The following is a 15,534-nucleotide window of genomic DNA, read 5'->3' as shown; positions in this document are numbered from 1 at the left end:
GAAATAAGATAATAAGTAAATTTAGATACAAGATAATTGATTTATCGATACATCATGATTAAAACATTCATGATAGGTACTTTGATGTAACCTATAAATGGTGTTTTATGATAACAACAAACCCCAAATGCACTTTTTTTCGCCAATCAAACTGAAAACTAACAATAATTGTTGCGAGGGTTGTTCACGCAAGTATAATGGGCAGGTTTTCCAGACACACTTCAGTGCCGGAGTGGCGAAATTGGTAGACGCAGTTGATTCAAAATCAACCGCCTTCGGGTGTGCCGGTTCGAGTCCGGCCTTCGGCACCAAAAATCAGACGCTAAAAGCGTCTTTTTTTATGCCTGAAATTTATGGTTTGTGGGGTGTTACCCCTCCACTTAGCCTTCCTCGCTATACTAAAATCAACTCACATCAAGTATCTGCTGTTGCATGTTGTGGGTATAAGCGTTTTGGTATTTCTCGATTCGATAATAGTTTGTACCAACGGCTCAAAATGTTGGTGCTGGATGTTTACCCTGATATTTCACTTGCAGATGCCAGAGAGAAAGTTAATTGCTAATGGTTTTGATCCCAATGAAAAATGCAAATAAGTGAAAGAAGAGCAACAAAAAGAATTTGATACATTTGAGAGAGTTGCTCGCGATTGGCACGCAACGAATAAGAAGCGGTCAGAAGGCCATAGCCATCGAGTCCCCAAAAGCCTTGAGGACAATATCTTTGCTGCTATTGGTAAACGCAATATTGCTGAACTGAAAACTCGCGATCTACTCGAACCCATTAAAGCCGTAGAGATCTTTGGACGTCTTGAGGTTGCGGCACGTTTACAACAGCGTGTGACAGCCATTATGCGTTACGTAGTACAAAGCGGTTTAATCGATTATAACCCCGCGCAAGATATGGCGGGTGCAGTTGCGACAGGTAAACGAGTTCACAGAGCGGCATTAGAACTTAAACGCTTACCTGAGTTCTTACAACGCATCGATGATTATAAGAGAAGGCCTTTAACTAAACTTGCAGTTAAACTTACCTTGTTAGTTTTCATTCGTTCTAGTGAACTGCGCTTTGCTCGTTGGGATGAAATCGATTTTGAAAATGCTATGTGGACGATCCCCGCTGAACGCGAAGCGATAGAAGGGGTTAAACACTCCCATCGTGGATCAAAAATGCGAACCCCTCATTTAGTGCCTTTAAGCAGACAAGCCATTGAGATCTTAAAACAGATCTATCAATTCAGCGGCAATCATGAGTTGATCTTTATCGGCGATCACAATCCTAGAAAACCCATGAGTGAAAACACGGTAAACAATGCATTACGTGTGATGGGCTATGACACTAAAACGGAGGTGTGTGGGCATGGTTTTAGAACGATGGCGTGTAGTTCGTTGATTGAGTCAGGGCTATGGTCGAAGGATGCGGTAGAAAGGCAAATGAGCGACCAAGAGCGTAATTCGGTGCGGGCGGCGTATATCCATAAAGCGGAACATCTGGATGAGCACAAATTGATGTTGCAGTGGTGGGCTGATTTTCTGGATGCGAACCGGGAGAAAGGGATTACGCCGTTTGACTATGCGAAGATCAACCGGGGAGCAGGTCACAGGAGAAACATATCAAAAACAGGCAGATACACAATTTAAATTACAGTCTCTTTCATCGATTTTTGTCCATTATGATGACACTCTATATTCGTATTGAGATCACAGTAATACAGTGCATTTATTAGTAATATTTAACCTACTGATTATTTTAAGGAATAATGACCGTTGAAATTTGCACAAGCTCTCAGCATTCTCTCAAAGTCTTCACCGTATGCGGTCAGTACCGAGAGAGAGCACTATCAAGATCACCTCGTCGGATTCAAGAGATACATATACATCATGACAGATATAGAAGCGGATTTTAAAAAAGCACTCCTATCTGCTAAGTCCAATCAAGTCATCTTCCTATGCGGAAGTAGTGGTGATGGCAAGTCTGAGATCTTGACGCAGTACAGCCAAAAGCACAAAGTGACTCATGACTTCCATTTGGATGCGACTCACAGCTTCAATCCAAGGCAGACAGCCATTCAAGCTCTTGATCAAAGATTCACCCAGTTCAAGCAAAGTCATAAACCACTTGTTGTGGGTATTAACGTTGGTATGCTCGGCAATTATGCAGAAGAAGGTTCCAAAGAGCATAGCGACATCAAAAAGGTGCTCAGAGACTTTCTCTCTCGTAAGCGATCAGCAATTCCAAAGCAGTACGTATTCTTGGATTTTGAAGACTATCCAAAATTCACCTTCAATGCTGAGGGCTGTGCATCAGACTTTGCAGAAAAATTTCTAAAAAGATTGACAGCACAAACGCTTGAGAATCCTTTCTATGCGCTTTATGACAAAGAGCTCAAATCTCTAGGTCATACTCGCCTGACGGCAAACTATGCGCTGCTGAGTCGCCCTTCAGTTCAGGAATCTCTGATCGGCTTATTACTCAAAGCCCGTCTTATCAAAGATCAGTTCCTCACGGCCCGAGCGTTACTGGATTTCATTTTCCAGTTGCTCGCGGCGGATGGCTACTTGTTCGACAACTTGTTTGCAGGCAGTGATAACGAGCTGTTATCCCGTATACAGGGTTTTGACCCAAGTAATCTGCACACGCGCACCGTCGATGAGTTTGTGCTTCAGCATGAGCTGGGCATTGAAGATGAGCGTTTCAATGCGTTTAGATCTAAAATTAACGAGCTTGGTTTTTACGAGGTAACCAAAGCAACGTCTTTTCTTCGCCTTTTCTATTTGCTTCGGGGTGACAAAGAGCTCAGCAATGAGTTTGTAACGCCTATCCAAAACGAGTTCACAAACAATCTGGTAGAAACCTATGCATCTGTCTGGATGCGACATCGTGATTTCGATGGTTCAGGAAAGATGCGCAAACTGCTTGGCAGTTTCTACAAAGAAACGCTGATCGCAGCGCTTCACCGCTATTGTAATCGTCATGCCCCAACACTCGACAAAGACGAGTATTTAGTTTCTGAGCTTAATGGCTACAAAACGGCGGTGTCTCTTGAAGTTAAGGCCGATTTTTCAGCAATACAAAACAGTACACTCGAAAAAATAGGCACCTTCAATGTGTATCTGAAAGTCGATGAACAATCGCTTAAGCCAATGCCAATTAGCGTCAAACTACTTGAGCTTTTGGTCAAGATTGGGCAGGGGTATCGCCCTAACAAGCACGACAAAAATGCTGTTTTGTTACTTGATGAAGCATTGGAACAGATGCTGACAGTAGCTAAGCAAAAAGAGACCTTTTTTATTCTCAAGGGTGATAAGCGCTACAAAATCGTGAAAGAAGAAAGTGACTATTTTGAAGTGAGTGGTATGCACTAATGACGACCGATAATTCCACATTACCGATAAAGGCCGGTTTGCCACAAACGGTAGCTGATAAGTTCCAAAATAAGAATACGTTGAGCAGTTACATTCCCATTCGTACGCAAGGCAATGATTTTGACTGGTCATCAGTCGTGGGCTTAGTCCTGCGAGGATTACTTTGTAAAAAAATAGAAAAGTACAATTACCAAGATTTTACTGCGGATTGCAAAAACAACTTACAAAATAAATTGGGTGAAGAGGAATTTTGGAGTGTACTTGAAGATATGTATTTCACTAATGAAAATATATTCTCGGTAACCCCTGAGTTTCTGTTGTTTAAGAGCCAGAAGAGTCAAGATAACAAGTACACGCGCGACATGCGAATGGCATCCTTGTTTATTAACTTACTTCAAGGACAGCAAATTGAACGATTTGAATCTAACTTGAACTTCCTCGAAGAGGAGTTTCTTAAAACGCTTTTAGACAAAACAAAGTCAGATCGTGACAAGGACTTCCAAGTGACCGAGTCACCATATTTGCCCTATATAGCAGAGGCGTTTAAACGTGACCTCGAGTTTTTAACTGGTTATCCGAAATACCTGTTGGATGAGTTCGAGCGTTTCTTGGCATTCTATGGCTTTGCTTACACGGCTCAATTAAGCCTATCGTTGTCGGATTGGAAAACAGGTGAAGCCCCAACCGCGAAACCGCTGTATTTCATCATGGATCATGAGCGCGCCAGCAGTGAACGTATCCATATCAAAAAGCACGGTTACAAGCTTTTTAGCGAATCGTCTTTCAAGCTGTTTCCCTTCCTCTCTATGCTGGAAAATCTTCAACCAAACCCAGAAAAATTAAAAAAACCTTTGTGGCAATTGGCAAAGGATATTAAGAGTTCAGAGCGGAGTGATCTAGCTGGGTATATTGAAAATTACGCAAAAATGTTTCGCCACAACAGAAAACTTGAAACAGCAATACCTGAAAAAGCAGAAACCGCAATTGATTGGTTGGAATATGCTTTGAAGCTTGCTGAAGAACAGTTCAGAGACCCTAAAACCGACCGTCCGGGGACTATCAAAAAATATATTAAAGCGGTTGAAGAAAACATGGCTACTGGCTTCGTGCAAGCTCGCGGTCGCTCTGGTCGGGTGTTAGTACTCACTCAAGACCACATTATTTTGCTTACTAACCTGGTGGTGGGTAAGGAAGAAAGGCTTCGCTTCCATGAGCTGATAATTGGCTTACAGCAAAGGGGGATTTTTGTTGATAAGCAGACAGAACAAGAGCTTATTAAGTTCTATGAGCGAATTGGCAACGTTGAACGCATGAGTGATAGTGGAGATGCAGTGTATGTGCGCAAAACAATTTGAATCGTTTCTGGTTGAGCAGTTTTTACTGCACGCGAAAGGAAACATCCGCGCAGGCTATCGCTACCAGTTTAATTCTCCTGACCATGCTAATAGTCAGCGACTTTTCGATGCGCTCTTAGCGCGAAAAGGAGGAGAGATCGAAGCTCGCAATGATGTAGCGCTGAGCTATTTAGACCTAGAAGACTGCAAAGTGGTGCCAGTGCTTCATAGCGAAGATGCGTGTGAAACGGGCTTTACCGAAAACTACATCTCTAATTTGCGTGACGAAATAGCAAGCCAGGAAGGTCCGTTGAAGGGCTGTGCACTGGTGGTAATTCACAATAGTCGCCTAGATACTCTCATCAACTCGGCGGAAGATCTTGGCCAGTCTGGCCAGGTGTGGAGTCCAGGGAAAATCAAATTCGCTCTTAGTGGCTTTATTGAGCAATCTGACAAATCTCGAGACGTTTCGCTTTGCCTTTTGGACGACCAATTTGACGCGATTTTGGAAGATGGTGCGACCATGTTCGGTTTCGAGTCTTTATACAAGGCAGTTGAGGATGGCGAGCTGTGTTTCAGCGAGCTAGGAATGTTTGAGGATCCTTTTGTTGCTGAGTTATCGGGCAATAAAAAACAGATCAAACAGCGCCTAGAAGAAAACCGTACGCTTTACCAAGAGTTGTCGTTTGAAGTAGAGCATTTTGGTCAGCAACTCGAAGAAAGGCTGAAAGGCTTTAGTAGTAGGTTTATCAAAGAACATTTTTCTGACGATGGTTGGAAAGATGTGGAGTTTGAAACTTATCGAGAAGAGATCAAAAGGAATAAGATTCAGAACCTTAAGCATGAAGGTGACGACGAGACCAATAATGCGCAAGTGATTGGTCGCTACCCAAAAGAAACTAAAGCAGGATTGCGTGACCGTCACTTGATTATTGCACTGGAAGAAGGGCAAAGTGAGTTTGAACTTAAACTGAGCTTTTCTGGCATCAGCGATTTAAGAAAAGAGCAGTTTAAAGTCTCGCCAGCGAATGCACTTGGCAAACAAGAAGTCATCAGCACGCGCCTAACTAGTAAAGGGGCAAACGCTACTCTAGCAGCTAGTTATGCCAATGAGCCTTTGTTTTTCACGCTAGCATTGAAGCGTGACAATACCTCTGAACACCATAACTTCCGTTGCTTGGTTGTCAGAAAAGGTGAGTTTCACCTCGAGGCATTCAAAAACATTTTCGCCGTTGAGCCTTCAAAAAAACGCCTTACCTTGAAAACGGTAGACAACAGCTTGGTTATTAACCCGGCGCTAACTGCAAACCGAAGCCTAGATGATGTCGGTGAAGTGGTTGACCGCGCAGAATTTGGTGTTGTCGATTTTGAATCTTTGGCCAACGAGTCAGAAGAAATCAGCTTTGTGGTGAAATCAGGTGATAATTCCCTGACATTTTATATTGAGGGTGAACAGGTAGAAAGCAGCCTGTCCTTCCCATTGCTGCTTAACCAATCTCGCTTCCACAAATTGTTTGACGATTGCGTGTTTGGCGAGCTTTATCCGAGTAAAGACGTTGTCGCGATCGATCATAGTGAATTTCGCGTCATGGAGCCGCGCATTAGCCTACTTCGTTGGGAAGAGTGTTTTGTTCAGCAAAAGCAAGTCTACCTAGCGGAATCCAACAGCATGGCGTTGGAACAGTTAAGGTCTATTGATGACGGTCTTCACTCAGCATACCAAGCACTGTTTGACTATCTAGCGAGCCGACGAACAACTATTTCGTTGGTTTCGTGGGGGCCTAAATTTACGGCACTCGTGAAAGCGACCGTGGATGCATTCCTTGATTATTTCAACGCGATCCCAACTGGTGGCATGCTTACCAAAGAGCAAAAGCTTGTGATGCAAATCGGTTTGGTTCGCGAGAATGGTGAAGAATATTACTCGCCATTCCACCCAATGGTGTTGGCTTACTACTTAACTCTTTGTAATGAAATGCAAAAAGATGACAGCTTTGCTGACTTGCCAACTGTCACGTTCAATCGCTTGGGGCCAAGTGGACTGCTTCCGTATGTCTATCATCCCAAGCATGGGTTTGCCTACAACCAGCAAGTAACAGAAAACGGGTTTTGGGTTAAAAGTGTCCCTCACCAGAAAAGTTGTCTGAAGTTCGTTCGCAAGCTGGTTAAAGAAAAGATCAACGAGTTCCAAAAAGCGTTTCGCCACTTGTTTACCGGCTCAGAGAAGAGTGTGTTGGTGAATGCCGTGAATCAAGATCGTGCAGAAGAGTTATTCCTCGGTTTGGTTGACTATGTAAAAGATAACCTCGATAAAGCGGCATCAATTCATGTCAACCTCTACGATGATGAGCTGGTTTTCAATGCATTTGACCAGTTTGCAGAAACGTTCAATTACGAAGAATTAAAGTCTTGGTTGGAATTGGACCGAGAGAAAGTGCGAGAAAATGCCGACACCATTATCGATATTCTGCGAACCCGGCTAACTTACAGCAAGTTTACCAATGCTCAAAGTGAACGCGAAGGGCAAGCCTACTCGCACCTGTCTTTTTTCAGAAACAACGACAACGTGAAGTTAACGACCTTGAGCGTTGACGACATGCCTAGTGGTATTGCGTGTGATGGTCTGCTGACGGGCGACGCTTCTAAAAGTGATGAAGGCTCATACTTCACTGCATTTGGTTTGCAAAACGTTCAATATAGTAACCAACCACACTTGGAAATAGCGAAGTATGTTGGCTCGTTAATAGAACCAGCATTTAAGCCCAGCACACAATACACGGGGGCCAATGCTCCTGCTCTTGCGGTCAGTGAAGACTTTAAATCTCTGCTAGCGCGCTCTTATGACAGCTCGATTTGGACCACCATCATCGACCCGAAAGTGACGCTGGACTTCTTCCACGCCAATCAATGTATCGTGCTTATTCATTATTCTGATCAGTACACCAGCTCAGCCAGCTACGATGCGATAACCGTGACGGCACAGCGTGGTTTGTTCGAAAGGGTGGTTGCACAAAGTGGCGGCAAGCAGATTAACGAGTTCAATGCCTTCAATGGTGATTGGCTACTGAAGATGTTGACTTGTAACGACACCATTCGCAAAGAGCGAACTGGCATTATCGGCGCCTATAAATTTGCGACGTGTCTGGTGCACCAATCTGATATCACCTGGGTTCCGCTCTCAGTTGGTGAAATGATCCGCGTGTCGGGTAACATCGGCCTGAAAATGACCGACAGTGACTTCTCACGCAATGTGCAGGGATATAAAAAAGGCGCGATTTCAGATGATATACTGCTGGTGGGCTTTAAAGAGGGTAACCTTTATTTGCTTCCTGTCGAAGTGAAAGCAGGCTCCACGCCAGACTACAAAAAAGCAGTACAGCAAGCGAATGAGCTTCGCCGCTATTTAACAGAGCTTTTGAGCGACGAGACACTGGCGTCGAAGCTATACCGAGGCTTGTTTATCCGCCAAGTGTTGATGCAAATCGACAAATACCGTCTGTACAACGTATTCAGCAATGACTATTTCGAAGCCCTGCTGGCAGAGAAAGAAGAGTGGCTACGCGGTAACTACGCGATTGCGGAGCTTGAGAACTATCCAGCAGGTCTAGTGGTTAGCCACCTTGAAAGCGGAAGCTGTTTCGAACCTGGCTATAACATGCAGGATGGCGTGTTGATGGTTGACCTTCCTATGTCTTTGCTGCCTTCACTGGTGCAACACCCGCTTCAAGTATTAATGAACGAAAAGGACATCGCACAGATCTGCCATGTGCCGGCGGAGTATATGTTGGTGGGGCAGACAGCTTTGAAAAAAAGAGAGTCGCTCGTTCCATTAGACGTTGTGGTCGATAAGCCAGAGGATTTAAAACCGAACCTCCAAACAGAGGAGCCGTCAAAGTTAGCTGCAGAGCCAACCCCAGATTATGCGAGTGAATGCCGAGTTGAAATTGGTCAGAATACGCTTACCGGCGAAAAAGTTTTCTGGGAGTACGGGCACAAGGATTTAGCAAACCGTCACCTGATCATTTTTGGTAGCTCAGGGCAGGGTAAGACTTACTGTATACAAGGTTTGTTGATGAGCTTGGCCGATGCTCAAATTCGGTCGCTGGTGATTGATTATACAAACGGATTCTTGCCGAATCACCTTGAGCCGGAGTTTATTGAACGAACAAATCCTAAATCCAATATTCTTTGTAATGAGCCATTTGGTATGTCGCCATTTAGAGCTCAAAAGCAAGATTTTGGCGGGATTTTTCTCGAAGAGAAGCCTCATATGGTGGCTGGAAGGGTAGCCTCTGTTTTTAACAAGGTATATTCGACAATTGGCGAGCGCCAGATCGCAGTGCTCAATGAAGTGATTGAATCTGGTGTCCAACGATATGGTAGTGCTTATAGCTTACAGAATATGTTGGATGACCTAAACGAGGAAGAAACTGCAGGACCAGCACTTGCAAGCAAGCTGGCTCCTCTTGTTAAGTCTAACTTGTTTTCATCTGACAGTGATAAAAGTTGGAATGATGTGTTTGAGAGTGAACATCACCGCTCAACAATTATGCAACTTGCGTCGCTTAACCACGATATTTCAATGCTTTGTACTGAGTTTTTACTTTGGGATCTATACTCCTACGCATGTAGTTACGGTAGTAAGGAAAAACCGATTCCTATTGTATTGGATGAAGTGCAGAACCTAGATCATCGCCTGGAGAGCCCATTGGGCAAAATGTTAACGGAAGGACGCAAGTTTGGGGTATCCCTAATTCTGGCGACTCAAACGCTAAGTATGCTGCGTAAAGATGAGCAAGATCGTTTATTCCAGGCGTGTCACAAGCTGATTTTTGCACCAGCAAAAACAGAGACAAAGACGTACGCGAAAATTCTTGAACTGAGCATGCCAGGTACAAAGCAGGCTGAGTGGGAAAAGCAACTAGGAGACCTATCCAAAGGACAGTGTTTATCAGTTGGCTACCATTTGGATAACAGTCAGTTGAAGATGAGTGTTAAGAAAGTGAAGGTTTCCTCCATGTTATCCCGCCTGAACAATTCTAAGGGTTGAGCCTGGTAGGTCTATGGATTTTAGCTTTCTGAAAAATTTAGTTAATTTCGTGCTGGCGGCGAGGGGACTAAAGGGCCCCTCATAATCCTTTGATGTTGTTATATGCACTGGTAATCCCCCCTGCATTCAGGTTAGGAAAAAATTCTACTTATGCCTGCATCGATTTTTCGGGGGGATTACCATATGTCAGATCAAGTCGCGACTAATACAGATTACCGTTGTTAGTGTGCCATTTTCATGCTTTGTTAGCAAAGATGGGGTGAATATCGACTTATTATTTTCCATTATTTGTATACTCCATATACAAAATCTTTTACCGAGCGATAGTTTCTTAACCGAGACTGTAATTTAAATTGTGTATTTGCCTAATTTTTTAGGTTCAATTCTTTATTTTAATCTCTGCTACTGAACATCTAATTGGTTATTTTTTAAGCTATATGGCATTAACAAAACTGCTAAGGCTTCTATGGGTACGTAGTGCTGCAATCCCATCTTCAACATGTGTGGCCCATGCCTTAACAATATCCTTTTGTGCCATTTGAGGATAAAGCATTTTCAGTACCAATTCCGTAGTATGCAATGTTTCTCCCAGCCATGTAATTTTATCAAGAACAAGAGAGCCATCCAGTTTTATATTATTTCGTTCTGGCGAATAACGAAATTCACTTTCTACTGAACGGAAAAATGCTAAACGCGCAGCTACATTGGGAGTGATTCCTGTGTATCCTTTTAATTTTTTTAATTGTTCTTCAGTCTGACGGCTGAGTTGCATTCTATTAGGGAGCATCAAAGTACCTCCTTAGTTAATTCCCAAAAATAGCCAGATTTTAGTTTTGATGATTTTGTATGCGCATTAAACACGATTTCATACGCGTGGGAAATATCGTCACGTAATTGATCCACAAAGTAACGCTCATCTACTTCTGTATCTGTTGATAGTAACACCACCTGATGGCTAGCGAATGGGAAGTAATGGTTAATTAATTTATCTCTATGTTGAGAATCCAAGCGACCTAGAGGGGTATCTATGATCACAGGTAAATCACGGCCAGAGGTTTTTGCCAGAGCTTCAAGAATCGCAATTGCATAGATCTGTTTTTCGCCTGCGGAGAGAAGCTTGCGGTTGATTACTGCGCCAGTTTCATCGATTAATTCCACATCAAATGTTTCAGGATTTATGTGTGCATTAAGTTGTAAATCTTCTTTGCGAGCAAGCTTGTGATAAGCAACTTCAAAATTAGTAGAAAGTGTTTTTACTCTCGCCTTAGTTAAGAGCTCGGTATAGCTATCAAGTAAGTTGATGGTTTCATGAGCATTCTTGAACGCACTGCTATAGTTGTGCAGGCTACGTGCGGTATCATGTACTTTTTGTACTTGGCGAGCGCAGTCTAATTGTTGCTGTTTCGTTTGTTTAGCTTCTTCTAATAGTGAGCTATATTCCAAACGTTTTGATTCTCGCTGACGGTCTAGCTCACGAAGTTTTTCGAATATACTCATTAGCTGGTCATCTTCTGGTGCACGGGCAATGTTAGCTGCTGCTTGCTCTAATTGTTCTTCAATTTCAGCTAGTTGATCACGATACAAATCAAAGCGCTGCCAAGCTTTTTTGCTGTCTTGCTCGATTGACTGCTGGATCATTCCCGCTTCACGCTCTGAGATATCAAACAGTAGTTCACCTTTAGGTTTACCAGCAAGGTATTCCTGCAAGTTATCTTCTATTGCTTCAGCTGCGATTTTTCCTGTGCTTCCTGAACGAAAAGAAATATCTTGTTTGAGCTGAGTTAAGAATTGATTTAACTCTTTCTTAAAGCTATTTGCTTGTTTTAACTGCATTTCAGAGTTGATTTGATCAAGTAAATGGCTCAGTGTTTTTGGTGCTAGAGCATAAGGTAAAGAGCTATCACACTCATGGCGAAGGGCTTTTTCTAGGCGATCTTTCTCTTTTATAAAGGTTTCAACTTTCTGCATTTCTTGGGTTTTTGTTTGAGCAAATGCACCACCTTGTGAGTTCAAAAGTGTCTCATACTGCATGATTTCTTTTGAAATTAAATCAATACGGATCTTTGCTGTATCAGCTTTTTCAAGAATTTGTTCTGTTTTGAAAGCAAATTCTTTTATCTTTAGTTCTAAAATAGAAAGGTTTTGCTGTTGAGATTCAGCAAGTTGACCAGATTGTTGACGCTTCACGAAGATCATCAAATCATTACGAAGTTTTTCAATAAGATCCAAACCTAATAAGCGTCGTACTGCGGTACGTAGAATAGTACCGGATTCATCTTCAGCAAGCTCTGCAATTTTTTCACCATCGAAGAAAAATAGATCAGCAATCCCATGTGGTATCAATTCATTCAAAAACCCTTGGCATTGATCGTAGTTCAGCCCTTGAATGACTTTGCCATCTTGTTGAAGAGAAAGTTTATCTCGCTTTCCTTTTTGCCAAGTACGGGTAACTGTGAACTCGGCTTCTTGGCCACCTTTATTGTATGTAAAAACTAGTTCTATTGAGGCTTCATTAGGTTGCTCGCCTGAAGATGAACCGTTATGCACTAGAGTGCTGAGTTCCTCCACATATTCTTGCTGCTGAGTTGTAGAGCCAAATGCAAACCTTCCGTACAATGCTAACCGAATTGCAGACAATATTGATGTTTTTCCTGCACCATTTAATCCACCAAATAAGACAATGGGACGAGGATTATCATCGTGTTGACGTTTTTTTGGAGCTAAATCGATAACATGGGTTCCGTTGAAAACTCGAAAATTACGTAGTACCAGTTGTTTAATTAACACGTTCTTTTTCCTCATTGGAAAATATATTTGGTTCACTTACATCGGCAATTCTACGCTGTAATACCTGCAGTTCGTTTTCCAATTTCACAATTTCTTCTTGATGAACATCTCTGTCATTGCGTTTTTGTAAGGTTTCTTGTTGCTGTTTAATTTCCTCAAGGCTGCCCCAGTCTTGTTTTAATATTGTACCGAGTTTATCGAATATACCCTGACGGCGGCTTAATCCTTCCATAGAAACTTCCAGCTCAATTAGTTTCATTACCATTTCTGGAGCCACATCAAATCCTTGGGCTATTTGCTCAAGAAGTTCTGCATCACTAGCATTGAAACGAGATTGATCATCGATAACCCAGTCAAGATCGTTTCCGTAAACTTCGTGATAAATACCCGGTAAAGTATCGTACCAATCGGGTTCATTAGGATCTTTCAGCCACTCTTGGCGGATAGCATGTAGTTCTGGGGGAGTAATTAATGTAATCTTGTGCCCTTGAGCATTCATATCTCGTTCAATGGTGAGTAAGTCTTTTAACCATTGCTGACGATATTTGAGCCAGTATGGGCCGGGAACATGCTTACGTTCAGCTGTAAGTTCTTCCCCATCTTTAGCATATTGATAGCTTACTTTTCCAGAGCGGCGTTTATAGTTACGGAAAGTATTTTTGTTTTCTGGATCAGTAGTAAATGCCAACAAATCACGGTATTTCAGCAATGGAGACATCCACTCTTCACCGTTCTTGATCAGGCTTTCCATCGCTTTATCTTTAGTGACAACTGTACAAGTCCAACATCCAAAACGGGAATTTCCGCATGAAGGTGTGCTTTCATCAATAACTAATGGACATTCACCTTGGGCAGATGAGTCCATATATAAAGTCCAAAGAGGTCGATTATTACCTCCCCATGGTGATTCCCACTCTTCTATATCTTCTGACGCATAACGGAATGCGCCTCTAAGTAACTTCCAAACATCTTCAACATCCCAAGTATCTATAGGGGTATAAATAAATGCATTAGATAATGTGGTGTGTCTTGCGAGCCTAGAACCATCAATTTTATGTTTGGCGATCACTTGCGCACGAGATGCACTTTCGCTGCTACGTGAACCTAAAACTACAATAACTTCCTCAAACTGGGATACTTTATCTTTGATAAATTCACTAACAGGATTGATCTTCATCCGCTCAGTACACCAGCGGAAACTTCTAGTCGGAGCAGGGTATCCTTTACCTAAAAGGTTTACCCAGAATGTTTCTTGAGTTTTTGGTGTAACAGCATGCTGTGTGATCGGCAAGCCATCACGTTTTGCTCCCGATTCAATTTGTAGCATTGTTTTTTTTATTAGGTCGACTACAACAGGGGTTTCAACGAGTGTGTCGGAGGAAACCACGAATATGTCCTTGGTCCTCATTTCAGGAGGGAGGCCTAATAATGCAAGGTATACAAGGGTAATCACTGCGGAAGAATCTTTTCCACCGCTATAACCAATTACCCATGGGCGATTATCGGAGCAATATATGCGTTGCACTTCAGATACGTAAAGTGACAAAGGTTGCCCTGCAAAATTTTCTTGATTGATAAAATCTTCATAGTCGGCTAAATCATATGCCTGTATTAATTTACTCATGAGGCTACCATTTGTATTTCTAATTCTTTTTCTTCAGCGGTGAGAGGAATTGATAGTGCTAATTTTATTGCATTACAAGTCAGCTGTATTGCTGTGCTGGATTTACTTAATTTGCCATGAGACATTGCCCGCTTAATCATTTCAGGATTACTTCTACGCCAGTCAAAATTTTTCAGACTGGATAATTTTTCTTTCCAGTTGTCTGGGTACTCTAACAATACTGAGTGGCCTAATAACCCTAAAGCTTGCAATCCAATTCCATGAGCATGAACATATTCCTGGCGTAGTTGTGATGGTGATACTTCTTTTTTTGCTGCTAGTTGCCAGTCTGGCATCACATGAAAAATTACTTTCCAAAAAGAGGCTGCAACATTTAGGTATTCCACAAAATTTTCTTTTTTAGGTTGCTTTCCAAACAAAGCTCTATTGGCTTGCTTAATGCTACTTAAGGTAAATAATTTGTTTGAATAAATACTAATACTAGATTTTTCTAGTTCGGTTAAGCCTATAAAAGGTTCTATAGACATTGCTAATTCACGCGCTAGATTGGAGCTTATATCTCTATGATCGTATAAGGTGGAAAGTGATGGACTAGGGCGAATAGCATACTTATTTAAGTCCGCAAACATTTGTTGGCTACGAACTAACCCTTCATCAACAAAAAACAACACAGGGATATTATCTTGTCCCAATTCTGGGCGTTCTTCTAATGCATCTTCAATAGCCTTACGTCGATGCTGACCATCATTTATCAGAATTTGAGCTTCCATCGGTACTCGAAGGATTCCTAAATTATTTGAACTTGGAAATTCATCAAACTGCACGTTGACAGCTATAGATGCAGTCAATGCAGAAAAAATATAATCTTTAGGATTTTCAAGTAAATATTTAACCATCTCTGGTATGCGAGCTTTATTTAATATTCGCTGTGCTCTCAATTCCGGCGGGACTTCCGTTTCATCGAAGCTAAAAATTTTGGGAATTATACGCATAGGACACATAGCTATATAAAATGCTCTTCCGGCCTGAATTCCTCGCGCAGCAGGGAAAGAATAGCAATAGTCAGAATCTTGTTGAAGCATTATTCTATTTCCTATATTTCAAAATTACGTTAATTATAACGTAAAATATGGGCTGCTTTAAGTCTTTTTTTACGTAATTTTATAGGTATGGAACGAATAATGCTCAGTTTGCTACTGATATATGCCTACTATGATTTAATTTGGCATTTGTCGGTTACATGGAGCATGGAAACATGTTAGTTCATGTCTTAGCAAATTCACTTTACTCGTTCTGTTACAAACAACAAATAATCACCCATTACCTTCGTCAGCCTCCAGTTCTCCATTCCACCAGATGTTCTTCAGTTTTCATCTT

At 42.0% G+C, this 15,534-nt stretch carries 7 protein-coding genes, 1 tRNA gene and 1 pseudogene; 5 read left to right on the top strand and 4 right to left on the bottom strand.

Going from position 1 to position 15,534, the window contains the following annotated elements; translation table 11 throughout:
- Window positions 1-226 precede the first annotated feature (226 nt).
- From GWJ01_RS01620 to dptH, 5 genes and pseudogenes are all read left to right on the top strand, one after another.
- A tRNA-Leu gene (locus GWJ01_RS01620) sits at window positions 227-311 on the top strand.
- A 182-nt stretch (window positions 312-493) separates the two neighbouring features.
- Window positions 494-1,637: pseudogene (locus GWJ01_RS01615) on the top strand (tyrosine-type recombinase/integrase); the annotation flags it as partial.
- Between the two features lie 126 nt (window positions 1,638-1,763).
- On the top strand, window positions 1,764-3,362 hold the full coding sequence (dptF, locus tag GWJ01_RS01610) for a DNA phosphorothioation-dependent restriction protein DptF (protein ID WP_161710626.1): 1,599 nt from the start codon (window positions 1,764-1,766) through the stop codon (window positions 3,360-3,362).
- Window positions 3,362-4,717: a DNA phosphorothioation-dependent restriction protein DptG gene (gene dptG, locus GWJ01_RS01605; RefSeq protein WP_161710625.1), complete on the top strand. Its 1,356-nt coding sequence runs from the start codon at window positions 3,362-3,364 to the stop codon at window positions 4,715-4,717. Before dptF ends, dptG begins: the two co-directional genes overlap by 1 nt.
- Window positions 4,698-9,746, top strand: coding sequence for a DNA phosphorothioation-dependent restriction protein DptH (gene dptH / locus GWJ01_RS01600; RefSeq protein ID WP_161710624.1), 5,049 nt, complete (start codon window positions 4,698-4,700; stop codon window positions 9,744-9,746). Before dptG ends, dptH begins: the two co-directional genes overlap by 20 nt.
- A 433-nt stretch (window positions 9,747-10,179) precedes the next feature.
- On the opposite strand, the gene dndE is transcribed toward dptH, so the two are convergent.
- From dndE to dndB, 4 genes are read right to left on the bottom strand one after another with little or no spacing between them, the layout of a single operon-like run.
- Window positions 10,180-10,533 carry a DNA sulfur modification protein DndE gene (gene dndE / locus GWJ01_RS01595; RefSeq protein WP_161710623.1) on the bottom strand — a complete coding sequence of 118 codons (354 nt, stop codon included), beginning with the start codon at window positions 10,531-10,533 and terminating at the stop codon, window positions 10,180-10,182.
- Window positions 10,533-12,533: a DNA sulfur modification protein DndD gene (gene dndD, locus GWJ01_RS01590; RefSeq protein ID WP_161710622.1), complete on the bottom strand. Its 2,001-nt coding sequence runs from the start codon at window positions 12,531-12,533 to the stop codon at window positions 10,533-10,535. The genes dndE and dndD overlap by 1 nt, the downstream gene beginning before the upstream one ends.
- A complete protein-coding gene (gene dndC / locus GWJ01_RS01585) occupies window positions 12,523-14,157 on the bottom strand; it encodes a DNA phosphorothioation system sulfurtransferase DndC (RefSeq protein ID WP_161710621.1) in 1,635 nt (544 codons plus the stop codon). The genes dndD and dndC overlap by 11 nt, the downstream gene beginning before the upstream one ends.
- On the bottom strand, window positions 14,154-15,239 hold the full coding sequence (dndB, locus tag GWJ01_RS01580) for a DNA sulfur modification protein DndB (RefSeq protein WP_161710620.1): 1,086 nt from the start codon (window positions 15,237-15,239) through the stop codon (window positions 14,154-14,156). The genes dndC and dndB overlap by 4 nt, the downstream gene beginning before the upstream one ends.
- Window positions 15,240-15,534 lie beyond the last annotated feature (295 nt).

This window comes from Proteus sp. G2618, assembly GCF_009915995.1.
GTDB classification, from domain to species: Bacteria; Pseudomonadota; Gammaproteobacteria; order Enterobacterales; family Enterobacteriaceae; genus Proteus; species Proteus terrae.
The sequence above is the reverse complement of the archived record's forward strand: the minus strand, read 5'-3'. Positions and strand labels throughout refer to the sequence as shown.

What these genes read in the sequence shown, in the direction of transcription:
- dndC (WP_161710621.1), bottom strand. Translation starts at nt 14,157, where the DNA reads ATGAGTAAATTAATACAGGCATATGATTTAGCCGACTATGAAGATTTT.
- dndB (WP_161710620.1), bottom strand. Translation starts at nt 15,239, where the DNA reads ATGCTTCAACAAGATTCTGACTATTGCTATTCTTTCCCTGCTGCGCGA.
- dptH (WP_161710624.1), top strand. Translation starts at nt 4,698, where the DNA reads ATGTGCGCAAAACAATTTGAATCGTTTCTGGTTGAGCAGTTTTTACTG.
- dndE (WP_161710623.1), bottom strand. Translation starts at nt 10,533, where the DNA reads ATGCTCCCTAATAGAATGCAACTCAGCCGTCAGACTGAAGAACAATTA.
- dptG (WP_161710625.1), top strand. Translation starts at nt 3,362, where the DNA reads ATGACGACCGATAATTCCACATTACCGATAAAGGCCGGTTTGCCACAA.